General features: G+C 63.1%; 27 protein-coding genes and 1 pseudogene. 14 read left to right on the top strand and 14 right to left on the bottom strand.

Annotation, left to right across the window (positions count from 1 at the left end; all coding sequences use genetic code 11):
- Window positions 1-157: 157 nt before the first annotated feature.
- A complete protein-coding gene (locus FJ938_RS12290; RefSeq protein ID WP_140694014.1) occupies window positions 158-1,429 on the bottom strand; it encodes a DNA recombination protein RmuC in 1,272 nt (423 codons plus the stop codon).
- A gap of 103 nt (window positions 1,430-1,532) precedes the next feature.
- On the opposite strand from FJ938_RS12290, the gene def reads away from it, so the two are divergent.
- The gene (def, locus tag FJ938_RS12285; RefSeq protein ID WP_140694012.1) at window positions 1,533-2,063 is read left to right on the top strand and encodes a peptide deformylase; all 531 of its coding nucleotides are present in this window, start codon (window positions 1,533-1,535) and stop codon (window positions 2,061-2,063) included.
- A 3-nt stretch (window positions 2,064-2,066) separates the two neighbouring features.
- On the opposite strand, the gene FJ938_RS12280 is transcribed toward def, so the two are convergent.
- Entirely contained in the window at window positions 2,067-2,324 is a 258-nt protein-coding gene (locus FJ938_RS12280; RefSeq protein ID WP_140694009.1) for a hypothetical protein, read from the bottom strand.
- Between the two features lie 125 nt (window positions 2,325-2,449).
- On the opposite strand from FJ938_RS12280, the gene FJ938_RS12275 reads away from it, so the two are divergent.
- The 5 genes from FJ938_RS12275 to truA all read left to right on the top strand — a co-directional run bounded on the left by FJ938_RS12275 (window position 2,450) and on the right by truA (window position 5,558).
- Window positions 2,450-2,737, top strand: coding sequence for a plasmid stabilization protein (locus tag FJ938_RS12275; protein WP_140694007.1), 288 nt, complete (start codon window positions 2,450-2,452; stop codon window positions 2,735-2,737).
- Window positions 2,734-3,159, top strand: a complete 426-nt coding sequence (locus FJ938_RS12270) for a type II toxin-antitoxin system VapC family toxin (RefSeq protein WP_140694004.1) — start codon at window positions 2,734-2,736, stop codon at window positions 3,157-3,159. Before FJ938_RS12275 ends, FJ938_RS12270 begins: the two co-directional genes overlap by 4 nt.
- A gap of 44 nt (window positions 3,160-3,203) precedes the next feature.
- Window positions 3,204-4,157 (top strand): methionyl-tRNA formyltransferase, encoded by a 954-nt coding sequence (fmt, locus tag FJ938_RS12265; protein ID WP_140694001.1) that lies wholly within the window; start codon window positions 3,204-3,206, stop codon window positions 4,155-4,157.
- Window positions 4,154-4,660, top strand: a complete 507-nt coding sequence (locus FJ938_RS12260) for an N-acetyltransferase (RefSeq protein WP_140693999.1) — start codon at window positions 4,154-4,156, stop codon at window positions 4,658-4,660. The genes fmt and FJ938_RS12260 overlap by 4 nt, the downstream gene beginning before the upstream one ends.
- 121 nt (window positions 4,661-4,781) lie before the next feature.
- Complete coding sequence (gene truA / locus FJ938_RS12255; RefSeq protein WP_140693996.1) at window positions 4,782-5,558, top strand: tRNA pseudouridine(38-40) synthase TruA; 777 nt, start codon at window positions 4,782-4,784, stop codon at window positions 5,556-5,558.
- Window positions 5,559-5,593: 35 nt separating this feature from the next.
- Here truA and FJ938_RS12250 read toward each other — a convergent pair whose 3' ends face one another.
- A complete protein-coding gene (locus FJ938_RS12250; RefSeq protein ID WP_140609875.1) occupies window positions 5,594-6,226 on the bottom strand; it encodes a transporter in 633 nt (210 codons plus the stop codon).
- Between the two features lie 2 nt (window positions 6,227-6,228).
- Window positions 6,229-7,422, bottom strand: a complete 1,194-nt coding sequence (gene dapE, locus FJ938_RS12245; RefSeq protein ID WP_140693994.1) for a succinyl-diaminopimelate desuccinylase — start codon at window positions 7,420-7,422, stop codon at window positions 6,229-6,231.
- A gap of 128 nt (window positions 7,423-7,550) precedes the next feature.
- On the opposite strand from dapE, the gene FJ938_RS12240 reads away from it, so the two are divergent.
- Window positions 7,551-8,591 carry a 2-dehydropantoate 2-reductase gene (locus FJ938_RS12240; protein WP_140693991.1) on the top strand — a complete coding sequence of 347 codons (1,041 nt, stop codon included), beginning with the start codon at window positions 7,551-7,553 and terminating at the stop codon, window positions 8,589-8,591.
- Here the strand turns inward: FJ938_RS12240 and FJ938_RS12235 are convergent.
- The 4 genes from FJ938_RS12235 to dapD form a co-directional block, all read right to left on the bottom strand.
- The gene (locus FJ938_RS12235; protein WP_140693988.1) at window positions 8,557-9,270 is read right to left on the bottom strand and encodes a hypothetical protein; all 714 of its coding nucleotides are present in this window, start codon (window positions 9,268-9,270) and stop codon (window positions 8,557-8,559) included. The genes FJ938_RS12240 and FJ938_RS12235 overlap by 35 nt on opposite strands.
- Before the next feature lie 32 nt (window positions 9,271-9,302).
- Window positions 9,303-9,680 carry a DUF805 domain-containing protein gene (locus FJ938_RS12230; protein WP_226890467.1) on the bottom strand — a complete coding sequence of 126 codons (378 nt, stop codon included), beginning with the start codon at window positions 9,678-9,680 and terminating at the stop codon, window positions 9,303-9,305.
- A complete protein-coding gene (locus FJ938_RS12225) occupies window positions 9,673-10,035 on the bottom strand; it encodes a DUF805 domain-containing protein (protein ID WP_140609870.1) in 363 nt (120 codons plus the stop codon). The genes FJ938_RS12230 and FJ938_RS12225 overlap by 8 nt, the downstream gene beginning before the upstream one ends.
- 72 nt (window positions 10,036-10,107) lie before the next feature.
- Window positions 10,108-10,962 (bottom strand): 2,3,4,5-tetrahydropyridine-2,6-dicarboxylate N-succinyltransferase, encoded by an 855-nt coding sequence (gene dapD / locus FJ938_RS12220; protein WP_140693986.1) that lies wholly within the window; start codon window positions 10,960-10,962, stop codon window positions 10,108-10,110.
- Between the two features lie 143 nt (window positions 10,963-11,105).
- On the opposite strand from dapD, the gene FJ938_RS12215 reads away from it, so the two are divergent.
- The gene (locus tag FJ938_RS12215) at window positions 11,106-11,951 is read left to right on the top strand and encodes an LOG family protein (RefSeq protein ID WP_140609868.1); all 846 of its coding nucleotides are present in this window, start codon (window positions 11,106-11,108) and stop codon (window positions 11,949-11,951) included.
- A 102-nt stretch (window positions 11,952-12,053) separates the two neighbouring features.
- Here FJ938_RS12215 and FJ938_RS12210 read toward each other — a convergent pair whose 3' ends face one another.
- Window positions 12,054-12,764, bottom strand: a complete 711-nt coding sequence (locus FJ938_RS12210; RefSeq protein WP_140693983.1) for a pyrimidine 5'-nucleotidase — start codon at window positions 12,762-12,764, stop codon at window positions 12,054-12,056.
- A 161-nt stretch (window positions 12,765-12,925) separates the two neighbouring features.
- Between FJ938_RS12210 and FJ938_RS12205 the strand changes: the two genes are divergently transcribed.
- The gene (locus tag FJ938_RS12205; RefSeq protein ID WP_140693980.1) at window positions 12,926-13,687 is read left to right on the top strand and encodes a GGDEF domain-containing protein; all 762 of its coding nucleotides are present in this window, start codon (window positions 12,926-12,928) and stop codon (window positions 13,685-13,687) included.
- A 48-nt stretch (window positions 13,688-13,735) separates the two neighbouring features.
- Window positions 13,736-14,076, top strand: a pseudogene (locus FJ938_RS12200) (GMC family oxidoreductase); the annotation flags it as partial.
- 104 nt (window positions 14,077-14,180) lie between these two features.
- Here FJ938_RS12200 and FJ938_RS12195 read toward each other — a convergent pair.
- The 3 genes from FJ938_RS12195 to FJ938_RS12185 all read right to left on the bottom strand — a co-directional run bounded on the left by FJ938_RS12195 (window position 14,181) and on the right by FJ938_RS12185 (window position 17,301).
- Entirely contained in the window at window positions 14,181-15,155 is a 975-nt protein-coding gene (locus FJ938_RS12195; protein WP_140693978.1) for an amino acid ABC transporter permease, read from the bottom strand.
- The gene (locus FJ938_RS12190; RefSeq protein ID WP_140609864.1) at window positions 15,152-16,456 is read right to left on the bottom strand and encodes an FAD-binding oxidoreductase; all 1,305 of its coding nucleotides are present in this window, start codon (window positions 16,454-16,456) and stop codon (window positions 15,152-15,154) included. Before FJ938_RS12190 ends, FJ938_RS12195 begins: the two co-directional genes overlap by 4 nt.
- Window positions 16,457-16,536: 80 nt before the next feature.
- Window positions 16,537-17,301 carry a transporter substrate-binding domain-containing protein gene (locus tag FJ938_RS12185; protein WP_246673288.1) on the bottom strand — a complete coding sequence of 255 codons (765 nt, stop codon included), beginning with the start codon at window positions 17,299-17,301 and terminating at the stop codon, window positions 16,537-16,539.
- A 193-nt stretch (window positions 17,302-17,494) separates the two neighbouring features.
- Between FJ938_RS12185 and FJ938_RS12180 the strand changes: the two genes are divergently transcribed.
- Window positions 17,495-18,172, top strand: a complete 678-nt coding sequence (locus FJ938_RS12180) for an Lrp/AsnC family transcriptional regulator (RefSeq protein ID WP_246671497.1) — start codon at window positions 17,495-17,497, stop codon at window positions 18,170-18,172.
- A 166-nt stretch (window positions 18,173-18,338) separates the two neighbouring features.
- Here FJ938_RS12180 and phhA read toward each other — a convergent pair whose 3' ends face one another.
- Window positions 18,339-19,175: a phenylalanine 4-monooxygenase gene (gene phhA / locus FJ938_RS12175; protein ID WP_140609862.1), complete on the bottom strand. Its 837-nt coding sequence runs from the start codon at window positions 19,173-19,175 to the stop codon at window positions 18,339-18,341.
- A gap of 140 nt (window positions 19,176-19,315) precedes the next feature.
- Here phhA and FJ938_RS12170 point away from each other — a divergent pair, with 140 nt between their 5' ends.
- The 3 genes from FJ938_RS12170 (at window position 19,316) to FJ938_RS12160 (ending at window position 22,018) form a co-directional block, all read left to right on the top strand.
- A complete protein-coding gene (locus FJ938_RS12170; protein ID WP_140609861.1) occupies window positions 19,316-19,792 on the top strand; it encodes an Lrp/AsnC family transcriptional regulator in 477 nt (158 codons plus the stop codon).
- A gap of 111 nt (window positions 19,793-19,903) precedes the next feature.
- The gene (bchE, locus tag FJ938_RS12165) at window positions 19,904-21,451 is read left to right on the top strand and encodes a magnesium-protoporphyrin IX monomethyl ester anaerobic oxidative cyclase (protein WP_140693972.1); all 1,548 of its coding nucleotides are present in this window, start codon (window positions 19,904-19,906) and stop codon (window positions 21,449-21,451) included.
- 108 nt (window positions 21,452-21,559) lie between these two features.
- Window positions 21,560-22,018 carry a RidA family protein gene (locus FJ938_RS12160; protein WP_140693970.1) on the top strand — a complete coding sequence of 153 codons (459 nt, stop codon included), beginning with the start codon at window positions 21,560-21,562 and terminating at the stop codon, window positions 22,016-22,018.
- 33 nt (window positions 22,019-22,051) lie between these two features.
- Here FJ938_RS12160 and argB read toward each other — a convergent pair whose 3' ends face one another.
- Window positions 22,052-22,945, bottom strand: a complete 894-nt coding sequence (gene argB / locus FJ938_RS12155) for an acetylglutamate kinase (protein ID WP_140609858.1) — start codon at window positions 22,943-22,945, stop codon at window positions 22,052-22,054.
- Window positions 22,946-22,986 lie beyond the last annotated feature (41 nt).

Here is a 22,986-nt window from a genome sequence, read left to right as displayed (position 1 = left end):
TGTCGACGTCAGGATCGAACAGCCTGATAGCCGCGTCCAGATGGTCATATCGATCGTCAGCTTTTTGATCTCGGCGCGGTACTTGTCGCGCAACGCCATAAGCTCACGGTGCTTGGCAACCAGGCCGGCAACGGTGTTTGGGCGGTCACCGGAAATTTTAGTCGTCGCCTTCGACGACCCGCAGCCTAAGCTGTCCGGTCTTTGAATCGGCAACGCGCGGGCCGGGGTCGAGTTTCGCGGCCGGTGCCCGTGATGGCGTCTCCGGGCCGGCATCGCCATCGGCCTGCGGACCGAACTCCAGCGCCTCGATCTTCTGGCCACGCTTGGTCACTTTCGAGGTCGACACGAGGATATCGTCGATGTCCTTGGCGGATTGGCCGAAATGGACCTGCAGCTTGCGGACGCGCTCGTCGACACGCGCGACATCCTCCATCAGGCGGATCACTTCGCCCTGGATCAGATGCGCCTGTTCGCGCATGCGGGCATCCTTCAGGATTGCCTGGATGACCTGTATCGACAGCATCAGCAATGACGGCGACACGATGACGACGCGGGCCCGATGCGCCCTTTGCACCACCGCCTCGAAATTTTCATGGATCTCGGCGAATACCGATTCCGACGGCACGAACATGAAGGCTGTGTCCTGCGTCTCGCCCTGAATCAGGTATTTTTCCGAAATATCGCGAACGTGGATTTCGACATCGCGGCGGAAGGCCTGCGCGGCGACCTTCTGCAAATCGGCGCCATCGGCGGCGCGGATGGCATTCCACGCCTCCAGCGGAAATTTGGCATCGATGGCAAGCGACGGCGCGCCGTTCGGCATCTTCACCAGGCAATCCGGCCGGCTGCCGTTCGACAGCGTCGCCTGGAATTCATAGGCGCCATGCGGCAGGCCGTCGGCGACGATCGCCTCCATGCGCGACTGGCCGAAGGCGCCGCGCGTCTGCTTGTTGGAAAGGATGGCCTGCAACTGCACGACCTGACCGGCAAGCGACTGGATATTGCCTTGCGCGGTGTCGATGACCGCCAGCCGCTCCTGCAGCTTCGCCAGACTCTCGTGGGTGGATTTGGTCTGCTCGGTCATGGTCTGGCCGAGGCGGCCGGTCATGGCGTCGAGCCTCTGGCCGATCGACTGCGTCAGTTCCGCCTGGCGCGCGCCGAACACTTCGGCGATGGCGCCCATGCGGCCCTGCATTTCCGCTTGTGCCTGAAGAATGCCGGCCATGCGCGCCTCGGCGTCGCGGGCATGGTCGGCGGCTTCTGCGGCGGCGACCGCGCGCGCCTTGGCCGACCGCCACAGCGCGACGACGAGCGCCACGAACAGGCCGAAAAACAGCAATGTGCCGAAGGCCAGCGCGTGGCCGAGCGTGATTGTCGAGGCGCCAAGCCGTGCGACGGGCTCCGAAAGGATGGTGCTCAGGTCATTCATGTGGACAGCATAGCCGATTCGGCCTGATAGCACAGATCAAAACGTGAACGAGGCTCGGGCGCACCGGTTGACGCCATTCCTGCGAGGTCTTAGGTGGAGCGCCATGCCGATCAAGCCGCTCATCATCCTTCCCGATCCAATCCTGCGCCAGGTCTCCAAGCCGGTGGAACGCGTCGACGCGCCATTGCAAAAGCTGGCCGACGACATGCTGGCGACCATGTATGACGCGCCCGGTATCGGACTGGCGGCAATCCAGGTCGGCGAACCGCTGCGCATGCTGGTGATCGATCTGGCCAAGGAAGACGAAACGCCGGCGCCGCATGTCTTCATCAACCCAGAGATCCTGGATAGCGCCGATCAGCGCTCCGTCTACGAGGAAGGCTGCCTGTCGATCCCCGACTATTATGCCGAGGTCGAACGCCCGGCTTCCGTGCGGGTGAAATATCTCGATCGCGACGGCAAGCTGCAGGAGATCGAGGCCGAAGGGCTGATGGCGACCTGCCTGCAGCACGAGATCGACCACCTCAACGGCGTGCTGTTCATCGACCATATCTCGAAGCTGAAGCGCGACATGGTGGTGAAAAAGTTCAAGAAGCTCGCCAGGGACAAGGCACCGGGCAAGCTGGTGGGATAGGGGTCATTCGAGCGCACCACGCAAAACCCAGTCTTTCCCGAGCTCAATGACTTTCGAAGTAATTTCCAGAGCAAGCGCCCGAGATTCCGATGAGAATATCAAAGCTATGACAATAGCTGCCGCGCACAGTGGCGTCAGATAGATAGCAAAAGTCTTCTCACTTCGTTTTGACAGCTCGCCTTCCGTAAATTCCTCCTCTCGCGATCTGTATTCCGCGATTGGGGGACGTCGTTTTCCGAAAGGTTTTTGGCTGCGCAGCATGTGAAGCCTCCCGAGGAACAGGTGCTTCGAATCATACTGGGACATTGGTTAGCGTAGACTTAATGCCTCCCATTGAAAGATGCCTCTTAAGGCGATATCATTGATATCACACTTGGAGGTTCTCGATGGGTGACATCCTAATTAGAGGTATTCCTGAACCCTTGAAACGAGAAATCGAGCAGGCTGCGAGGAAGACTGGCCAGAGCCTGTCTGGAAAAGCTATCGATCTTTTGCGCAAAGGCATGGTCGCGGAAAAGGAAGCCAAACCTGAGCCGGGACTTTCCGCATGGGATGCCATTCGTTCGGCGTTCACTGCCGAAAACGCAATCGGCAATGAGTTCTCCGAGATAATGGACGAAATCGAAGCAGACAGGAAACGCGACTTCGGTCGTCCCGCCGAGGATTTCGAGTGATTGTCCTCGATACCAATGTCGTGTCCGAGTCCAGCAAGCCGGTGCCCGATCCGAATGTCTCCAACTGGTTCCGCAAGCAGGACCTTCTTGCACTCTACATGTGCGGGCCAGTCATCATGGAGCAGTCTTTCGGTGCCGAGCGGTTTTTGAACAAGACGGGATCAGACCGTTATGTTCGCGTGCTCGATCAGTTGACTTCGCAGCAGTTCGCGGGCCGTATCGTGGAATTTTCCGGTTCGATCCCTCGACTCGCCGGCAAGCTACGTGCAGTACGAGAAAGGATTGGGCGCCCCATCAGTCTTTCCGATGCCATGATCGCGGCGATCTGTCTCGCCAATGATGCGACTCTTGCGACGCGCAACATCCGCGACTTCGACGGGCTTGACCTGAAGCTCGTAAACCCGTTTGAAGCGGAGGCGTGAGCCGGCTCAAGGCGCGCATGCCGAAACAGGATATCGGAAGAAGAATGCCCCTTCGCGTCATCTTCATGGGCACGCCGGAGTTCTCGGTGCCGACGCTGCGTGCCATCGCCGAAGCCGGGCATGAAATATCAGCCGTCTACACCCAGCCGCCGCGTGCCGCCGGACGGCGTGGGCTGGAGTTGACGCCGTCGCCGGTGCAGCGCCAGGCCGAGCGGCTGGGCATCGCGGTGCGTACGCCGACATCCCTCAAGGGCGAGGCCGAGCAGGCGGCTTTCCGTGACCTGCGGGCCGATGTCGCGGTGGTCGTGGCCTATGGATTGCTGCTGCCGAAGGCGGTTCTGGAGGCGCCACGGCTTGGTTGCATCAACGGCCATGCATCGCTTCTGCCGCGCTGGCGGGGGGCCGCTCCCATCCAGCGTGCCATCATGGCGGGCGACCTGGAAACCGGCATGATGGTGATGCGCATGGAAGAGGGTTTGGACACCGGACCGGTGGGATTGGTTGAAAAATGTGCCATCGACCCCGATATGACAGCCGGCGATCTGCATGATCGGTTGATGTGCGTCGGTGCTGCCCTGATGGTGGAAGCGCTGGCCCGGCTGGAAAAGAACACCCTTACATTTACCGCGCAAGCGGCGGAGGGGGTGACTTACGCCAGAAAAATCGATAAATCCGAGACGCGCATGGACTGGACTCGGCCGGCGGCCGAGGTCCACAACCACCTTCGTGGCCTGTCGCCCTTTCCCGGCGCCTGGTCCGAGATTGACATTGGCGGCCGCCCGGAGCGGCTAAAACTGCTTCGCTCGACGCTGTCTGAAGGCCCGTTGCTTTCGGAAGATTTGAGCGAGTCGGGAGGAATTCTCGATGACCGTCTGACGGTCGCCTGCGGGACAGGCGCGATCAGGCTGGTCGAAGTTCAACGGGCGGGCGGAAGGCCCGCTGCCGCGTCGGAATTCCTGCGCGGAGCCAAGATCGAAAAAGGAATGAAGTTCTCATGAGCATGATGTCGATACGCGCGGCGACGCCGCGGGATCGCGAGGCTATCCGCCTCGTCGAGGAACACGCTTTCGGCCAGCAGTCGGAAGCCGGGCTTGTCGATGCGCTGGTGACCGGCGGCGATGCCGTTGCCGAACTGGTGGCGGAAGAGGATGGCCAAGTTATCGGCCACATCCTGTTTTCGCGCCTGTTCGTCCAGAACGGCGGCAAGCGTTTCGCGGCCGTGGCGCTGGCGCCGCTGGCGGTGGAACCTTCGTTCCATGGCAGCGGCATTGGCGGGGCGCTGATCCGCGAGGCGCATATTCGGCTCAAGGATGCCGGCGAGACGCTGGCCGTCGTGCTGGGCGATCCGGCTTATTACGGCCGTTTCGGCTACAGCCACGCCCGCGCCGAGAAATTCGAGAGCGAGTATCAGGGCGAGGCGCTGCAGGCACTGGCCTGGGGTGACGCTCCGGAGGCCGGCAAACTGGTGTACGCCCCGGCCTTCACCGCTCTCGCCGCGTAGCGCAGTCCACCGTTTCACGGAAACGGCGAACTGCTCTGCGTTTTTGTTCAAACGCAATTCCGGACGGAAAACCGCTTCACACTTTTCCTGGAATTGCTCGAGGCGAGAGCTCTGGTCGCAAATGCCGCGTTTTCGCCTCGACATCGAATATGACGGCAGCCGGTTTGCCGGCTGGCAGCACCAGGCCGATCAGCCTTCCGTGCAGCAGGCGATCGAACAGGCGATCGAAAAATTCTGTGGCGAGGCAGTCCGGCTGCGCGCCGCAGGCCGTACCGATGCCGGCGTGCACGCCACCGCGCAGGTGGCGCATGTCGACCTCGCCAAGGCGTGGCCTGGCGACAAGGTGCGCGATGCCGTCAACGCCCATCTGCAGGCCGCCGGCGCACGTGTCGCGATCCTGAGGGCGGTGGCCGTCTCGGACGATTTCGACGCGCGCTTCTCGGCCACCGGCCGTCACTATCTCTACCGCATCCTCAACCGGCGTGCGCCTTCGGCGCTGGAAAAGGGCAAGGTGTGGTGGGTGCCAAAGCAGCTTGATGCCGGCGCCATGCACGAAGCAGCGAAGATCCTGCTCGGGCGGCACGACTTCACCACCTTCCGCTCGACGCAGTGCCAGGCCAACAGCCCGGTCAGGACGCTGGAGCGGCTCGATGTGAGCCGGACGGGCGACCTGATCGAGGTGCGGGCCTCGGCGCGTTCCTTCCTGCACAACCAGGTGCGCTCCATGGTCGGCTCGCTTAAGCGGATCGGCGAGGGCGGTTGGACCGTCGGCGACCTCAAGGCGGCGCTCGAGGCACGCGACCGCGCCGCCTGCGGCCAGGTGGCGCCGCCCGACGGGCTTTTCCTGATCGGGGTCGACTACCCCAGCCAGAGTCCGGAAGACTCTACCCCCGGTTGAATCCGGAAGGGCTTTACCCCCGGGTAAAGTCGGCTCTATCCTGGAACGAACCCCGACAAGCTCTGAGCACCGACATCGTCCGGTACGGTGATGCCAAGCAACATCTGCAGCCCGAACAGCACCAGCAGCGAGGCGGTGAACATGCCGACGAAAACGGCGGTGCCGACCGCCGCGCCCCTGCCGATCGTCGCATTGGTCATGCGCCAGGTCAGCACCATCGACAGGGAAAACAACAGCAGTGACACAAGGCTCGAGACCTGGTTTGCCGACGACAGGAAAAGCCTGATCAACGCCGAGGGCAGCATCAGCCAGGCGGTGATGGCCGAAGCCCAGTTGCTGGCGACGACATAATGGACGAAGCGGCCGCCAATGCCGGCACGCGGCGCGACCAGAGCGAGCGCGACCAGCGGCAGAACCCAGGAGCCTATATCGACCGTCGCCAGGCGCACCAGCATGCTGAAGCGGCCCGCGAAGGCATCGGGATCACCGATCTCATTGGCGATGCCGACCCAGCCGACGATCAGCGCCGGTGTCGCGACAATGATGGCGAAGAAGGAATTCCAAAACCCGTCCGCCGACAGGTCGAGCAGTCGCAGGCCATCGGCCTTGCCGAGCATCAGCCGCCAGGCGCCGGTCAGCGAAGCTTGGGTTTCGTCCGCTGAAAGCATGCTCAGCCCTGCCCGAACCAGTCTTCAATAAAGCGTTGGTAGATTTGGGTCAGCGTTTCGAGATCGGCAATGGCGACGCGCTCGTCGACCATATGCATGGTCTTGCCGACCAGGCCGAACTCGACCACCGGGCAATAATCCTTGATGAAGCGCGCATCCGATGTGCCGCCCGAGGTGGACAGTGCCGGTTCCCTCCCGACCACAGCCTCGACCGAGCCGCGCAGCGTTTCGACCAGCCTGTCGTCGCGGGTCAGGAAGACATGGCTCGGCCGGTCGCGCCAGACAAGATCGTAGTCGACCGGCGTCTTCTTGCCTGACCGATACTTCTTGCGCTTGGCGGCCTGATCGAGACGGTTGTGGATTTCGGCCTGGACGGTCTCGGCCGTCCAGGTGTCGTTGAAACGGATGTTAAAGGTCGCTGTCGCCTTGGCCGGGATGACATTGGTGGCCGGGTTGCCGACATCGATGGAGGTGACTTCAAGATTGGTCGGCTGGAAATCCCTGGTCCCCTTGTCGAAGACAGGATGCAGCAAGGCGTCGACCAGGCTCATCAGCCCACGCACCGGATTGTCGGCAAGCTGCGGATAGGCGGCGTGGCCCTGGCGGCCGTTGACCGTTATGGCGCCGGATAGCGAGCCACGCCGGCCGATCTTGATCATGTCGCCCAGCGCATCGGGATTGGTCGGCTCGCCGACGATCGCGGCGTCCCATGTCTCGCCCCTGGAAGTGGCCCATTCGAGCAGCTTGACCGTGCCGTTGATGGCGGGCCCTTCCTCGTCGCCGGTAATCAGCAGCGAGACCGAGCCCTTAAGGCCGCCATTAGTGTCGGCATGGCGCGCCACGGCGGCGATGAAACAGGCGATGCCGCCCTTCATGTCGACCGCGCCACGGCCAAACATCTCGCCATTGGCGATTTCGGCGCCGAAAGGCGGATGCGTCCAGGCGGCTTCGTCGCCGACCGGCACGACGTCGGTATGGCCGGCGAACATCAGATGCGGGCCGTTGCCGGACCGCCTTGCGTAGAGGTTCTCGATGTCGGGCGTGCCGTCCTCGGAGAACACCGGCCGGTCGACCGCGAAGCCGAGCGGCTTCAGCATCGTCTCCAGCGCGGTCAGCGCACCGCCTTCGGTTGACGTCACCGAAACGCAACGGATAAGGGCGGCGAGGTTTGTGGCGGGATCGGTCGGCAGCGTCATGGCAAAAGCGATAGTCGAAAGCTGAGGGCCTGTCACGGCCAGACATACGGGCCAGCCCAATGCCCGACGATACCGCCGACATTATGGTATTCACGTCGTATCGTTACCGGCAGGCGCGGAGCGGCAGGATGGCAGGTTGGGAAAAAAGGATCGTCGTCGCCGGCGCGGGCAGCATCGGCTGCTACGCCGGAGGCTGCCTGGCGCTTGCCGGGCGTCAGGTTGTCCTGCTCGCCCGGCCGCGCATCGAGGCGGCGTTGCGGCAGGGGGGATTGCGCATCAGCGACCTTGAAGGCCGCGATCGCCTGGTCAAGCCGGAGGCGCTTGGAATCTCCGCCGATCCCGCAGCCGCCTTGCCGCAGGCGGATGTCATCCTGGTCACGGTCAAAAGCGGTGCGACGCAGGAGATGGCAGCCCTCATCAAGGCGCATGCTCGCCCGGATGCCATCGTGGTCAGCCTGCAGAACGGCGTCGACAATGCCGACAGGCTGCGCGCCGTGCTTGGCCGGCGGACCGTGCTGGCCGGAATGGTGCCGTTCAATGTCGTGCAATCGTCGGACGGCGAACTGCCGCTCGAGGTACGCCGCGCCAGCGACGGCAAGGTCATGATCGAGAACAGCGACTGCCTTGCCAATCTTCTCGATGTCGAAGGATTTGCCGTTGAAACCCGTGGCGACATCAAGGCCGTGCTGTGGGGCAAGCTGTTGATGAACCTGAACAACGCGCTGGTGGCACTGTCAGGCCTGGCGCTGGCAAGCGAGCTCGCCGATCGCCGCTGGCGGCTGATTCTGGCCAGCCAGATCGACGAGGCGCTGCGGGCGATGAGAGCCTGCGGCATCGAGCCGGCGCGGATCGCCGGCTTGCGGCCGGCGCTTTTACCCATGGTGCTGAGGCTGCCGGACTGGCTGTTCAAATTGCTGGCGCGGCGGATGCTGGCGATCGACCCGCAAGCGCGGTCGTCGATGTGGGATGACCTGCAACGCGGCCGTCCGACGGAGATCGACGACCTGCAGGGCGCCATCCTGCGTCTGGCTGAAAAGGCCGGCACGCCGGCGCCGGTGGTCGAGCGGGTCATCGCTTTGGTGCACGAAGCGGAAACCGGCGTGCGCGGCTCGCCGGGCCTGGCGCCGGAGCTGGTCAGCGCGGCAGCTGGCGGCCGTCGATCAAGGTGATCTTCTGCCAGATCTTGCGCGACAGGTTCGAGCTCAGATTCTCGATGTCGTTGACGCCGTCGATGACCACGTCGTCGTTGACCGACTGCGCGAACAGGGCGGCGACCTTGCCGGTGATCGACAGCATCTCCGAGCAATAGTCGAGATAACGCGCCAGGTCGGCGGCGGTGGTTAGGCGGCGAGTCGGGGAGTGAGCGGTCGGCTTGAAACTGGCCGAAAGCGTCGCCGGATCCTTGGTCAGCTGGTGCATGTCGATGACGTGGATCAGCGAGCGCAGGCCATGCAGCTGACGAAAGACCTTCTTGCGCTTGATGCGCTCCTCGGTGCGGATCAAGGCCAGAAAACCGAGCACGGCGAGGATGACGGTGTTGATCGAGGCCTCGATGCCTTGCACCGATTGCACGGCATCATCGGTTCCGGAAATGCGGTCCAGCGGCAGGATGGTGCCGACGAACAGGAAGATCAGCACACCGGCGATAAAGGCCGCGACAATGAGGCCGCGCAGCCACCAGATCGGTTGCTCGAGCGCCTTTGCCGCCTTGGCCAGATCGCGCGACAACGACACCAGTTCGGCCGCGACGCCGCGCAAGCCCGCTTCCGGGAACCGATCGGCGATCCGGCCTTCCAGGCGTTCGGCTGTCTCGACGATCAGTTTCGGATCAAGCGTGCGGTAGCGCATGGCGAGATATCCGACCCCTCATCAATCGGGCCTCAGGGTTGAGCCGGCTCGTTGGTGCGCAGGCCATAGCGGTTAGGCCCAGGCTGCCCTGGAAACAGGCACAACACAAGGAAGGCGACAATCGAGACGACCGGCACGAACAGGATCAGCGCGGCAATGCCCGGCTTGTCGAGGTCGTGCAGCCGCTTTACCGCCAACGCGATGTTCGACCACAGTGAGGCGACGAAGGCTATGAAGAAGATGAACGACCACATGTTGCTTTCGGCCGAACCTTCCGGCACCAGTGTGAAGCGGTACAGCGGGAAGGCCTGGATGATGGCGACGAGCAATCCGCCGAGGAAATAGGCCGCGCGGCTGACGCGGCCCGATGTCTTGAAGAAGAGCCAGGTGAGATCTGATCTGTCAGGCAAGCGGGTCCGGTCCATATTGATTGACACCCCTGGTGCCTTCGAGGATGCCGAGCTCGACCAGCAGCCAGATGCCGCCGATGACGGGTACGAAGCCGATCAGCGTCCACCAGCCCGACTTGTTGCGGTCGTGCCAGCGTTTTGCATAGAGAGCAATCGCGAAATAGATCGATGCCAGCGCGACCAGGATGCCGATGATGCCGATCTGGGCGCCACTGGCCGTCGTGAAGCGCGTGCCCAGGATAGCATCGAGAATGAAGGCTATGATGGCGATCACCAAGAATATGCCGATGCCGGCCCAGAATTTGCCCCGGTTGATGCGACCCTCGAAACTTGTCAGCAGATATTTCCAGTCCATGTCACCCCTCCATGTTGAACCAGCGCGACCCATTGCCGCGCCGGCGGAAGGTGCGCCCGCTTCGCGGAAAGATCAATCGCGCAGCAGCTCGTTGATCGAGGTCTTGGATCGGGTCTTGGCATCGACGCGCTTGACGATGACGGCGCAGTAGAGGCTCGGGCCAGGCTCGCCATTGGGCAAGGGCTTGCCCGGCATCGAGCCGGCGACGACCACGGAATTCGGCGGCACCTCTCCGTAGAAGACCTCGCCGGTGGCGCGGTCGACGATCTTGGTCGACTGGCCGATGAACACGCCCATGCCAAGCACCGAGCCTTCGCGCACGATGCAGCCCTCGACGACCTCCGAACGCGCGCCGATGAAGCAATTGTCCTCGATGATGGTAGGGCCGGCCTGCATCGGCTCCAGCACGCCGCCGATGCCGACGCCGCCCGAAAGGTGGACGTTCTTGCCGATCTGGGCGCAGGAGCCGACCGAGGCCCAGGTGTCGACCATGGTGCCGCTGTCGACGTAGGCGCCGACATTGACGAAGGACGGCATCAGCACGGCGCCCGGGGCGACATAAGCGGAACGGCGCACGATCGACGACGGCACGGCGCGGAAGCCCGCCTTCTCGAAATCGACGGCGCTCCATCCGTCGAACTTGGACGGCACCTTGTCCCACCAGACGGCCTGGCCCGGACCACCCTTGATGATCTCCATCGGGTTGAGCCGGAAGGAGAGTAGCACGGCCTTCTTCAGCCACTGGTTGACATGCCACTTGCCGTCGGCCTGCCGCTCGGCGACGCGGGCGGTGCCGCGGTCGAGCAGGTCGAGAGCCGACTGGATGGCGTCGCGCGTCTCGCCGCGTGTCGCCGTGGAAATGGCGTCGCGTTCCTCGAAGGCCTTGTCGATGGTCTTTTCGAGGCTCGCCAGATCAGGCTTCGACATGATTCCGCTCCATTACCAAGCTGTTAAGGGGCTGCGCCTTAACCTGTTTAAAAGTCGCGCGGACCCTATGTTAAGGCTCAATGAGGGTCAATCGTGGCTGCGTCACGGGACGACGCAAGTAAAGGAATGGACGGGTGGATTCGATGACTCCCATGGAAAAGGCGGGATGGACGCCGCTGCCGCATTCAGACGAGGATCTGGAGCGGTCGAAAAGCGTGCCGGACACGCCGCAGACGCGGGCCGAAACCTACCGCCTGGCCTGGAACGATCCCGACTTCATGACGCGGCGCGAACTGCGCGCGGTCAGGCTGCAACTGGAACTGCTGAAACCCGAAATGATCCTGGCCGAGCGCGGCATCCGCTCGACGGTGATCCTGTTCGGCGGCGCGCGCCTGCCGGAGCCCGGTGGCGAAGCCTGGGCGGCCAAGAACGAGACGCAGAAGAAGAACCTCGAGGAAAACAGCAAATATTACGAGGAGGCGCGCAAATTCGCCCGCCTGTGCTCACAGCAGTCGGCCACATCGTACTACCGCGAATATGTCGTGGTGACCGGCGGTGGCCCTGGCGTGATGGAAGCGGGGAACCGTGGCGCCGACGATGTCGGCGCGCCGTCGATCGGGCTCAACATCGTCTTGCCGCACGAGCAGGCGCCGAACGCCTATGTGACGCCGGAGCTCTGTTTCAACTTCCACTATTTCGCCGTCCGCAAGATGCACTTCGTCATGCGCGCCAAGGCGGTGGCGGTGTTTCCGGGCGGCTTCGGCACGATGGACGAATTCTTCGAGACGCTGACCCTGATCCAGACCGGACGCATGGAGCGCGTGCCGGTGATCCTGTTCGGCAAGTCGTTCTGGAAACGGGCGATCAACCTCGACTTCCTCGCCGAGCAAGGCACGATCAGCCCCGGCGACCAGGACATCATCGATTTCGTCGACACCGCCGACGAGGCCTGGGGCATCATCAGCCGCTTCTACAAGTTAGGGGAATGAGGCAGTAGGCAGTAGGCAGTAGGCAGTAGGAGAATTGCCCTCGAACGCAGAGACTGGAAGCACTGTGTTTGCCTACTCCCTATCCCCTACTGCCCTACTGCCCTAATGCCCTACCCCCGCGACAATACCTGTCAGGAACCCGGCCAGGTCGTCGGTGACGAAATCGACGTCGTCTTCCTGCGCCGGGTCGCGTTCCCAGATCTCGGAAAAGGTCGGCTCGAAATTGCGCGGCACCACCAGCACCGTTGTCATGCCCAGCGACTTCGGCACGGCCAGGTTGCGAGCCAGATCCTCGAACATCACCGCATTGTGTCCGGTGACGGCGTGCAATTCGGCGAACTTTTCGTAGGTCTGGCGGGCGGGTTTGGGATTGAGGTCGGCCGCGACGATATCGAAGATGTCGTCGAAATGATCGAGAATGCCGAGCTGGCGGGCGGTGCGTTCGGCGTGCTTGCGGTCGCCATTGGTGAAGATGAACTTACGGCCCGGAAGCTGGCGGATGGCGGTGCCCAGGACGGGGTCGGGCACCAGCCATGAATAGTCTATGTCATGGACCTTCTCGAGGAAATCGTCGGGATCGATGCCGTGGCGCGTCATCAACCCGTTCAGCGTCGTGCCATATTCGAGATAGAGTTCCTTCTGCAGCTTGCGCGCCTCCTCGCGCGGCAGCGCCAGCAATTCCCCGATATAGGCGGTCATCTTGACGTCGATCTGCGAGAACAGATTCGAATGATGCGGATAAAGCGTGTTGTCGAGGTCGAACACCCAGTCGGTGACATGTGCGAAGCGGGCGGGATCAGGGAGCGTGGTCATGCGCTTCTTATGGCATGAAACAGGAATTCTGGAAGGAACTTTATCCACAATTTCCGCGCGCCGGCAGTGGCAGAAATGGCCCCACCATTCAAATTTTATGCAACCGGGAAAGGTGGCCTTCAGGGCTTGCTGGCACAGAAGCAGACCTGTGGGAGCTTGCGATGAACAGCATCATTCTGAAATCCGCCGCCGTCGCTTTTGCCTCCGTCGCCGCCTCCCTCCTGCTGACGCTGATCATCGTTCCGGCCATGGGTTTCCCGATCAACCGGACGATCTGGCTGACCTCGACGCTGTGTCCGCTGGTGCTTGCGTGGGTGGCCTGCGCCAGCACCTTCTGGCAGAGTGACCGACTGCAGAACGCGCATCGCGAACTCGCCCGCGCCCATGCCCAACTGGCCGCGGCACACCGCCGCCTGGAGGAAAAGGCGAGCCGCGACGACATGACCGGCATGCTCAACCGGGAAAGCTTCTTTGCCGCGCTGGATGGGTCCAGGCGCAAGTCCGACCGCGGCGCGCTGCTGATCATCGACGCTGACCATTTCAAGACGATCAACGACAATTTCGGGCATCTGACCGGTGACGACGCGCTGCTGTTGATCGCCGGCGCCATCGAGCGCGGCGTGCGCAGCGGCGACGTGCTCGGCCGCATCGGCGGGGAGGAGTTCGGCGCTTATCTTGTCGGAGCCACCGAGCAGGAGGCCAAGCGCGTTGCCGAGCGGATCCGCCGCGAGGTCGAGCTGATCCGCTTCCGGCCTGTCGATGAACGGACCATTCCGTTGACCGTCAGCATCGGCGGCACCGTCTGCGGCGAGGATGTCAACGTATCGGAGCTGATGCGCGCCGCGGACCGGCGCCTCTACCAGGCCAAGCACCGCGGCCGCAACCTGACGATCCTCGATACGGACATTTCCGAGGCCGCGTGAGTTGGCCGCCTGGCACACCGACCCGTTAAGGATTCTCCAACCCTGTTTGCAGCACTGGAACGCCGCGCGCTTGTCGAAGACCTGAAGCTGTTCGGCACGACACTCATCGAAAAGAATCTGGGCCGCGTTCGTCTCATGGATTGGATCGCCAACGGCGAGGATTATCCGACGAGGAGACGGCGGGGCACCATCACATGGGTGGTACGCGCATGGGCACCGACATAACCAGGAGCGTCGTGGACACCGACTGCAAGGTGCACGGCATGGACAACCTCTATGTCGGCGGCTCCTCGGTGTTCTGCACATCGGGTCAAGCCAACCCGACGACAACGATCACCGCGACGGTCTGCCGGCTGGAGGACCATTTGCGCAAGGTGGTCTCCGTCTGAGTGGCCAGGGACTTCCGCGCCCGCGACGGGCGCGGTTGCCGGTCAGGTCAACTGTTTGTCGAGCGCTGTCAGGTCGGCGCGGTGATGCAAAAGCGCCGGGGCGCCTATGCCCGCCGCTCGGACCTGCCGAAACGCCGTTCCAGATAGGCCTGGCCGAATTCCAGCGCGATCGAGAGCATCCAGTAGATCATCGAGGCGGTGATCAGCATCTCGATATGGCGGAACTCCGTCTGGCCCATCGTGCGGGCGAGATACATGATCTCCCAGACGCCGACGACGGATACGAGCGAGGAATCCTTCAGCATGGCGATGAATTGATTGCCGGTGGGCGGAATGATGACGCGCATGGCCTGCGGCAGGATGACCAGCGCCATGGTCTGACCCGGGCTCAGGCCGAGCGCTGTGGCGCCTTCGCTTTGTCCGCGAGGGATGCTTTCGATGCCGGCGCGGAAGATCTCGGTCATATAGGCGCCATAACACAACGACAGCGCCAGGATGCCGGCCGGCACCGCGCCGATCACATAGCCGACCTGCGGCAGGCCGAGATAAATGATGTAGATCTGCATCAGCAGCGGCAGGCCCCGAAACAGCGACGTGTAGAAGGTCGCCAACCCGAACACGAGGCCGTTGCCGGTCAGCTTGGCGATGGCGCCGATAAGCGCGATAGTCGTCGCAATCAGGATCGAGATTGCCGAGATGTAAAGCGTCGTGGCGACACCCTGTGTAATCAGGAAGCCGACCTTCCTGGCGATAAAGGCGAAGGAGAGGTCGAAGGAATAGAAGAACAGCATCAGCAGCGCGAACAGCTCGATCCAGACGCCGGCGATCTGCTGGCGTCGCGGCAGGGGCAGCAGCAGCTTGCAATTCACCAACACCAGGAGCGCGATCAACACGGCGGAAAGCGCGCGCGACAGGGCCGGGTTGGCCTGCAACCAGTCGGATGCAACCGGCATCAACGAGCCGATCCAGCTCGACTTGATGCCCATGGTGTAGAGGGCTGCTGCCAGCAGCGCCGGAACAAGCGCGGCCGCCGCACGGCGGGCGATTCCTGGGTTGAAGAGCATCAGCCTGCCGATCATGCCGCCACCTTGTCTTTGGCGCTGGCGCGGCGTTCCCGCCACCAGTCCTGCGCCTGCAATTTCCAGTAGGTGACCTGCGCGGCGGCCAGGCCAGCGGGGCCGCCTGCCCAGCTCAGTCCGAACGGCGCGAACTGCCGGTACCGGTCCGAAACGCCCAGAATGCCTTCGGCGACGAGTTTTCCGGCAATCGCCGTGGTGTTGAGGCCATGACCACCGAAAGCGGTGCAGTACCAGACACCCGGCTGCAGTTCTCCGATCTGGGGCAGCAGATGCCGGGCATAGGACATCAATCCGGACCAGGCCAATTCGGTCTTGAGGCCGGCGAGCTGCGGGTAGGTGCCGACCATCTCCCGGCGCAGTTCGCGCGCCAACGCGTCGGCGGAAGCGGCGCGCGTGGTGATGCGCCCGCCCCACAAAAGGCGATTGCCGCTCTCGACCAGACGGTAATAGTCGCCGGCCCGCCTGTTGTCGCCGACGGCATCCGTCGTGGCGACGGCCTGAGCAATGAGACGGGGAGCCGCCTCGGAGACCATCACATAGGTCGCGATGGGCAGAAAGGCGCGGTACAGCTGGCCGAATACCGGGCCGGTGTAGCCGCCGGTTGCCAGCACGACATGGGACGCCCGAACCGTGCCCTGTCTCGTGCGGAGCATCTTTCGCGTGCCGGACAGGTCGCATTGCACGACCTGTGAACTCTCATGGATCGTGCCTCCCAGGCGCTCGATCTCGTCGGCCAGGGAGCGCAGATAGTTGAGCGGGTGGATGTGAAAGGCGTTCGGGTCGCGCAGGCCCTGGTGGTAGCGAGCCGATTTCAGCACCGAGCGGACGGCTTCCGTGCGCAGATATTGAAGCTCGTAGCCGTGGTCGCGTGCCATCTGCTCGGCATAGGCCTTCAGCGCATCGCCGTCGTCGTAACGCAGAACGCTGAGCAAGCCGGCGCGCGGCATGGCGGCGGTTATTGCGAGCGCCTCGATGGTGTCGCGCACGAATTCGACGCCCTCGATCGACAGGCGGTGCAGTCCGCGCGCCGCCTCCTCGCCGACACGCGCGGCAATGGCCTGGCCGCCGGTGGCGAAGCCGGGCGTGACGAAACCGCCATTGCGGCCGGAAGCGCCGAAGCCGACAGACTGGGCTTCCAGCACGGCGACATGCAGTCCGGCGCGCGCCAGCTGAAGCGCCGTCGTCAGACCGGCCAGTCCCGCACCGACGACGGCCACGTCACATTGCGCCTCGCCCTGGAGGGGAGGCCTCGTCTTGCGGTCGGCCGCGGTGCGGGCATAGTAAGTGTCGGGATAGGCCATCGGCGACTTTGCGGGTAAGTGGCAGTGCATTTGGCGGGGTGACGCCCGCCGGCCGCCAGACGGCAGCCGGCGGATTTATCTCACTTGGCGCTGTAGTCCTTGCCGTGCCACTTCGTGGTCAGCGCGGCGAGCGTGCCGTCCGTCTTCAACTCGGCGATGACGCCCGCGACCTTTGCCGTCCACTGGGGGTCGTTCTTCTCGGCGATGACGACGAGCGGTTCGCGGAAAGCGTACTCGCCTTCCAGGATCTTCACGGGATAGCCATTCTTGATGGCATTCTGCGCCGTCTGTTCCGGCGCGATCACGGCATTCAGGCGCACGCCGTCGCCAAGCCGCAGATCATCGAAGGGCAGCATGGAATCGGCGAAGGTGCGGATCTCGCCAGGTTCGAGCTTGTATTCGACGGGAGGCAGGCCGGGAGCATCGATTTCGAGCTTGCGGCGGATGAAGTCCTCCGAGGTGGTCGCCGTCTCGACACCGATCACCTCGCCGTTGAGATCGGCGACCGACTTGGCGTTGCTGTCCTTGTGCACGACATAGACATAGGGGCTATAATAATAAATCCCGACAAAATCAATCACCTTGGAACGGGCCTTGGTCGGCGTGACCGATCCGACCCCGAGGTCGTAACGTCCCTGCCAGCGTCCGCCGGTCAGCGTCGCCCAGTCGGGCGTTTCGAACGAGACCTCGACACCGAGCCGCTTGCCGATCTCGCGCGAGACATCGATGTCGAAACCGGCGAGCTCGTTGCTGTCGTTGAGGAAGCTCTGCGGCGGCCAAGCCGCGTTGGTGGCAACGACCATCGCCTTCTTGGACATGACGCGGTCCAAGGTTTCTCCGGCCATGGCTGTCGTCGCGATCGCGACTGTCGCGGCGGCAAGAACGGCGAATTCGAGCAGCTTTTTCAAAGTTATCCCTCCCTCGTGTTTGAAACTGACATGATGCGTGACGGGCGTCGGACCTCAGTGCTTTCGGCCACAAGGTCAACGCGGATCAGGTTTCGATTGTGCCCACCACAGCCGAAACTGATTCCCTCCGATGGACCGGCGTTTGTTACGTTTGACAGTCGGGTCGCAAAAAGCAGGGTTCTACCCGGCGAAATGCCGGATAGTGGCGATCGTGCAGTCATTGCGTGCCTCGAGGCGGCATAGTGCCGGATGCCGTGCCCGGCACCGCCGGCGCGAGGATTGTCGTCGGGCCGGTTCAGCCGATAGGATCGTGCGGACCGATTTGACCGTTCCAGCGCCGACCGTGCGAGAGGATTTGATTGTGGAATTGACCGAGAAGGACCGCCAGTTGCTCGCGCTGATGCAAAAGAACGCACGTGAGCCGGTCGCATCGTTGGCACGTCAGCTCGGCGTATCCAGGACGGCGCTGCAGGAGCGGATACAGAAACTCGAGGCGGGCGGCATCATCGAAGGCTATGCCGTGCGACTGACCAAGGCGGCGGCCCAGAATTCCGTCCACTGTTTCACCTTCGCCGCGCTGAACAACAAGAGCTATCCTGACGTCTCCAGAAGGATCAGGGCGATGCCATCGATCCAGGCGGTCTATGCCATAACCGGCGAATGGGACCTGATCATCCACCTTGCCGCCGACACGCTCGAGAAGCTGAACCGGGAGGTCAATGCCGTGAATGAAATCAACGGCGTCGTTAAAACCGCTTCCCATGTGGTGATGGAAACGAAGTTCAATCGCAACATCTACGCATTGTAAGACAGACGGGGTAAGATGGGCGTCGCGCCGACTGTGCCAAACACCGGCGCCGCCGAAGCCTCCAAGAAGCCGTCCGCGGCATACCGGCGGCCGAGAGAAGGATTGGCCAACCGGAAATTGTGCCGCCGTGAATGTCCACCTCGGCCGGTCAGATTCGGCCCAGGAACTATACCGTCGCCGGGTCGAGTGCGGGCTCGCCCGTGCGGCGCGCGACGATCGCCCCGAAATCCGCGGTCTGGAAGGCGTCGCGCAAAACGTCGAAGGACGGCAGCACGAAATAGGCGCGCTGGAATTTGTCGATTTCGTAGCCGGTGCGCATCACCGTTTCGAGATCGAAGGGCACATGATGGGCACCCTTGCTGTCGACAGCGAACTGCAATTCGGTAAAGGACGACATCAGGCCGGCGCCAAAGGCCTTCAGCGGCTGGCCAGCCTCCTGGATCAGGCCGTATTCGGCCGTGTACCAGTAGAGCCGGGTGATCATTTCGTCGCCGCCGAGCGCGATGATGTCGCCAGCCTTCTTGCCATACATCTGCATGAAGTCGGCGAACACCGGCTGCGACAGCACCGGCACGTGGCCAAAGAAATCATGGAACATGTCGGGCTCGACGATGTAGTCGAGCTCCTGCCTGGTGCGCAGCCAGTTGGTGACCGGGAAGCGGCGATTGGCGAGATGATCAAAGAAGGGCGCGGCCGGAATGAGCCCCGGCACGGCGACGATCTCCCAGCCCGTGAGCTTGCGCAGCTTGGCGCTGACGTCCTCGAAATCGGGGATGCGGTCGAGCAGGCCGAGCTTCTCGACGCCGTCGAGGTAGGAGTGGTGGGCGAGCTTGCGCGTCAGTTCGGTCTGGCGGTCGCACAGCGTGCGCCACACCGCCTGTTCCTCGGCGCTGTAGTCATAACCCTGCGCCACGGTGAAATCGGCACGGCAGACCGAATAGTCGCCGCGCAACCCCTGCGCCGCGCACTCGCGGGCATATTCGGCAACGCTCATCGTCGTCATGGGTTTTTCTCCTCACAAATCATGAATGGCGAACGTGCCCGGAGATTAATGGCATTTCCTGAGGTAAATCGGTTTTGATGATGGATCGAACGGCGTATTCTGGATAATATTCACTCAACGATCGCCTATAAGGAGTGAAAATGCCTCAATTCGATGATTTCGAGATCAAGATGCTCGATGTCCTGCAACGCGACGGCCGCAAGCCCGTCTCCGAGCTGGCGCAGGAAATCGGCCTGTCGACGACGCCGTGCGCGCGGCGTTTCGAGGCGCTGCGGGACGCCGGCATCATCAAGGGCTTCGCTGCGGTGATCAGCCGGCGCGCGGTCGGCCTGATGGTCGAGGTGTTCATCCAGGTGCGCCTGGTCAGCCACAGCGACGGATCGCCCGAGAGCTTCATTGCCGCGGTCCAGCGCATGGACGAGGTGTCGTCGTGCTGGACGATGACCGGCGATCATGACTTCCTGCTGCATGTCATGGTGCCGTCGGTCGACGACCTTAACGCCTTCGTCATGCACCGGCTGATGCGGCTCGACGGCGTGCGCGACGTCCACACGCAACTGGTGCTGCAGAACATCAAGGAACCCGGCCACGTGCCGCTCGGGCATCTGAAGCGCTGACGCCGCTTCCGGCTTTTTGCGGAAAAGCTGCACGCAAACTGCTGGGATCGGCCCATTCGGCGCCCGGCGCGCCGGCCAGCATGAACGGACCAGCCACCGAGGAGGTCCGTCATGAAAATCGTCCTGATCAACCCACCGCACACCGCCATCGGCAGCCGCGTGCCGGACGACCATCTGCCGCCGCTCGGCCTGCTGGCGATCGGCGGTCCGTTGATCGATGCCGGTCATGACGTGCGGCTCGTCGATGCCGAATTCGGGCCGATGCCGCTCGATATGGCGGTGCGCGACGCGCTGGATGACCACCCCGACTTCGTCCTGATCGGCCATTCCGGATCGACCTCGGCGCACCCGACCGCCCTACTGATCGCCGGGATGATCAAGCAGCGCGAACCCGCCACCATCATCATCTATGGCGGCGTCTTCCCGACCTATCATTGGCGCGACATACTGTCGGCGACCGACGTCTTCGACTTCATCGTGCGCGGCGAGGGCGAGGCCACCGCTGTGGCGCTGGTCGAGGCGCTGGAAATGCACCAGCCGCCGGCAAGCGTGGCCGGTATTGCCTTTCGCGATGATCTGCGCCGGCCCGTCGCGACGCAACCGGCGATGACGATCACCGAGCTCGACGCCTACCGCGTGGGCTGGGAGCTGATCGAACACCCCAAGTACAGCTATTGGGGCGGCAAGCGCGCCGTGGTCATGCAGTTTTCGCGCGGCTGCCCGCATCTGTGCAACTATTGCGGCCAGCGCGGCTTCTGGACCCGCTGGCGGCATCGCGACCCCGTGAAGTTCGCCGGGGAGATCGCCTGGCTGCACCGCGAGCACGGCGTCGAACTGATCAATCTGGCCGACGAGAATCCGACGGTTTCGAAGAAGGCCTGGCGCGCGTTTCTGGATGCGATGATTGCTGAGAACGTGCCGGTGCTGATCGTCGGCTCGACCCGTGCCGACGACATCGTGCGCGACGCCGACATCCTGCACCTGTACCGCAAGGCCGGCGTCATCCGCTGGCTGCTCGGCATGGAAAACACCGACGAGAAAACACTGCAACTGATCCGCAAGGGCGGCAACACCTCATCCGACCGCGAGGCGATAAGGCTGCTGCGGAAACACGACATCCTGTCGATGGCAACCTGGGTGGCCGGCTTCGAGGACGAGGGCTTCCGCGACCTCTGGCGCGGCTTTCGCCAGCTCATCGCATATGACCCCGACCAGATCCAGGCGCTTTACGTGACGCCGCACCGCTGGACGCCGTTCTTCAGGATCGCCGGGGATCGCAAGGTGATCCAGCTGGATGCGCGGCTGTGGGATTACAAGCACCAGGTGCTGCAGATGACGCGGCTGAAGCCGTGGATGCTGTTCTTCAGCGTCAAACTGATCGAGGTCGCGGTGCAGTCGCGGCCCAAGGCGCTGGCTCGCATCCTCTTCCATAGGGATCCCGAGCAGCGGCACTCGATGCGCTGGTATACGAAGATGGGCCGGCGCGTGTGGTTCCGGGAGGTCTGGGGGTTTCTGGTGACGGACCGCCGGACGAAGGATGGTCCGACACTCGCCGCGTTCTGGGGCGCGCCGCAGGATGGCGAGGAAGAATCAATGGCAGTTCGGCGACCAGCGCGAAAAGTGGCGGCACCTGTCGTTGCGCAGTCGCGCAGCGCTTGAGCGGTGCCTCTTCCGCGTTCTGCCGCCGGAGACCGAACCGATACTGGCCGTCGACGGGCAACGCGCTAACTCTGCAATTGGGCCGCTGGCTACCGGCAGGAGAAAGCGATGAACCTTGTCACGCACAAGAAGATGAAGGGTGACCGGCTGATGCCTTGGGGAAAAGGCACCGTCGTGACGGGAGCCAAGGGGTATGTCTTTCTTGCCGGCAATACGGGCACTGCCGAAAATTACGATCCGGCCAGTGGCAAGAGCGGCGCCGTTGGTGACGCAACGGCGCAATGGCGCTCCATTCTGACGAACATCAAATCGGATCTGGAAGAGCTCGGCAGTTCGCTCGAACACCTCATCAAGATCACCCAATACGTCACGGGCCCATTCCCCAACGGAGGTGCCCTCAGCTCGCCAAATTTTCGGTTGGACGTGATGGATGAATTTTTCGCCGAGCACTGTCCCAAGCATTGCAGCTACAACAATCCGCCGCCGTCGGAGGTGATCGGAGTCGCCGCACTCGCCCATCCCGACCTCGTCGTCGAAATCGTGGTGGTCGCGGCCCTGCCGGATTAGGCGCGTGTCAGCCAGCGCTGTCGCCGCACCACCTCAGGGCACGATCAGCGTGCCGGCGCCGTGCTCGGTGAAGAGTTCGAGCAGCACGGAATGCGCGGTCTTGCCGTTGAGGATGACGACGCCCTCGACACCGCGCTCGATCGCTTCGATGCAGGTCTCGACCTTGGGGATCATGCCGCCGGAGACTGTGCCGTCCTTGATCAGCGCCCTGGCCTCGGCGACGGTCAGCTCGTCGATCAGCTTCTTGTTCTTGTCGAGCACGCCGGGCACGTCGGTCAGGAACAGCAGGCGCGAGGCCTTGCAGGCGCCCGCGATGGCGCCGGCGAAAGTGTCGGCATTGATGTTGTAGGTGTGGCCGTCGCGGCCGGGCGCCACCGGCGCCAGCACCGGGATCATTTCGGAGCGCGCCAGAAGGTCGAGCAGCGTGCGGTCGACCTCGACCGGCTCGCCGACGAAACCGAGATCGAGCACCCGCTCGATGTTGGAGTCCGGGTCGATCATGGTCTTGCGCGCCTTTTCGGCGAACACCATGTTGCCGTCCTTGCCGCACAGGCCGATCGCCCATTCGCCCTCGGCGTTGATCAGGGCGACGATTTCCTTGTTGATCGAGCCGGCCAGCACCATTTCGACGATCTCGACCGTCTTCTGGTCGGTGACGCGCAGGCCGCCCTCGAATTTGGATTCGATGCCCATCTTGGTCAGCATGGCGCCGATCTGCGGCCCGCCGCCATGGACAACGATCGGATTGACGCCAGACTGCTTCAACAGAGCAATGTCGCGGGCGAAGGCCTTGCCGAGTTCGCTGTCGCCCATGGCGTGGCCGCCATATTTCACAACGACCGTCTTGTTCTCGTAGCGCTGCATGTAGGGCAGCGCCCGCGACAGAAGGGCGGCCTGCATTTCGGCGGTGGCGGCGACGTCCGTCATCGGCATGGTTCCGGTTCTGGTTGTGCTGTCACTATCCCAAA

This window comes from Mesorhizobium sp. B2-4-14 (genome assembly GCF_006442155.1).
Lineage (GTDB): Bacteria > Pseudomonadota > Alphaproteobacteria > Rhizobiales > Rhizobiaceae > Mesorhizobium.
The sequence above is the reverse complement of the archived record's forward strand: the minus strand, read 5'-3'. Positions and strand labels throughout refer to the sequence as shown.

Excerpts from the sequence above, each read along its gene's own strand:
- fmt (WP_140694001.1), top strand. The coding sequence starts at position 3,204 with ATGCCCCTTCGCGTCATCTTCATGGGCACGCCGGAGTTCTCGGTGCCG.
- FJ938_RS12170 (WP_140609861.1), top strand. The coding sequence starts at position 19,316 with ATGCCTCAATTCGATGATTTCGAGATCAAGATGCTCGATGTCCTGCAA.
- FJ938_RS12235 (WP_140693988.1), bottom strand. The coding sequence starts at position 9,270 with ATGCGCTACCGCACGCTTGATCCGAAACTGATCGTCGAGACAGCCGAA.
- FJ938_RS12160 (WP_140693970.1), top strand. The coding sequence starts at position 21,560 with ATGAACCTTGTCACGCACAAGAAGATGAAGGGTGACCGGCTGATGCCT.
- FJ938_RS12215 (WP_140609868.1), top strand. The coding sequence starts at position 11,106 with ATGACTCCCATGGAAAAGGCGGGATGGACGCCGCTGCCGCATTCAGAC.
- phhA (WP_140609862.1), bottom strand. The coding sequence starts at position 19,175 with ATGACGACGATGAGCGTTGCCGAATATGCCCGCGAGTGCGCGGCGCAG.
- dapD (WP_140693986.1), bottom strand. The coding sequence starts at position 10,962 with ATGTCGAAGCCTGATCTGGCGAGCCTCGAAAAGACCATCGACAAGGCC.
- FJ938_RS12260 (WP_140693999.1), top strand. The coding sequence starts at position 4,154 with ATGAGCATGATGTCGATACGCGCGGCGACGCCGCGGGATCGCGAGGCT.
- FJ938_RS12240 (WP_140693991.1), top strand. The coding sequence starts at position 7,551 with ATGGCAGGTTGGGAAAAAAGGATCGTCGTCGCCGGCGCGGGCAGCATC.
- FJ938_RS12280 (WP_140694009.1), bottom strand. The coding sequence starts at position 2,324 with ATGCTGCGCAGCCAAAAACCTTTCGGAAAACGACGTCCCCCAATCGCG.
- FJ938_RS12205 (WP_140693980.1), top strand. The coding sequence starts at position 12,926 with ATGAACAGCATCATTCTGAAATCCGCCGCCGTCGCTTTTGCCTCCGTC.
- FJ938_RS12210 (WP_140693983.1), bottom strand. The coding sequence starts at position 12,764 with ATGACCACGCTCCCTGATCCCGCCCGCTTCGCACATGTCACCGACTGG.
- FJ938_RS12180 (WP_246671497.1), top strand. The coding sequence starts at position 17,495 with ATGGACCGGCGTTTGTTACGTTTGACAGTCGGGTCGCAAAAAGCAGGG.
- FJ938_RS12185 (WP_246673288.1), bottom strand. The coding sequence starts at position 17,301 with ATGGCCGGAGAAACCTTGGACCGCGTCATGTCCAAGAAGGCGATGGTC.
- FJ938_RS12195 (WP_140693978.1), bottom strand. The coding sequence starts at position 15,155 with ATGATCGGCAGGCTGATGCTCTTCAACCCAGGAATCGCCCGCCGTGCG.
- bchE (WP_140693972.1), top strand. The coding sequence starts at position 19,904 with ATGAAAATCGTCCTGATCAACCCACCGCACACCGCCATCGGCAGCCGC.
- dapE (WP_140693994.1), bottom strand. The coding sequence starts at position 7,422 with ATGACGCTGCCGACCGATCCCGCCACAAACCTCGCCGCCCTTATCCGT.
- def (WP_140694012.1), top strand. The coding sequence starts at position 1,533 with ATGCCGATCAAGCCGCTCATCATCCTTCCCGATCCAATCCTGCGCCAG.
- FJ938_RS12290 (WP_140694014.1), bottom strand. The coding sequence starts at position 1,429 with ATGAATGACCTGAGCACCATCCTTTCGGAGCCCGTCGCACGGCTTGGC.
- truA (WP_140693996.1), top strand. The coding sequence starts at position 4,782 with ATGCCGCGTTTTCGCCTCGACATCGAATATGACGGCAGCCGGTTTGCC.
- FJ938_RS12250 (WP_140609875.1), bottom strand. The coding sequence starts at position 6,226 with ATGCTTTCAGCGGACGAAACCCAAGCTTCGCTGACCGGCGCCTGGCGG.
- FJ938_RS12275 (WP_140694007.1), top strand. The coding sequence starts at position 2,450 with ATGGGTGACATCCTAATTAGAGGTATTCCTGAACCCTTGAAACGAGAA.
- FJ938_RS12190 (WP_140609864.1), bottom strand. The coding sequence starts at position 16,456 with ATGGCCTATCCCGACACTTACTATGCCCGCACCGCGGCCGACCGCAAG.
- FJ938_RS12225 (WP_140609870.1), bottom strand. The coding sequence starts at position 10,035 with ATGGACTGGAAATATCTGCTGACAAGTTTCGAGGGTCGCATCAACCGG.
- argB (WP_140609858.1), bottom strand. The coding sequence starts at position 22,945 with ATGACGGACGTCGCCGCCACCGCCGAAATGCAGGCCGCCCTTCTGTCG.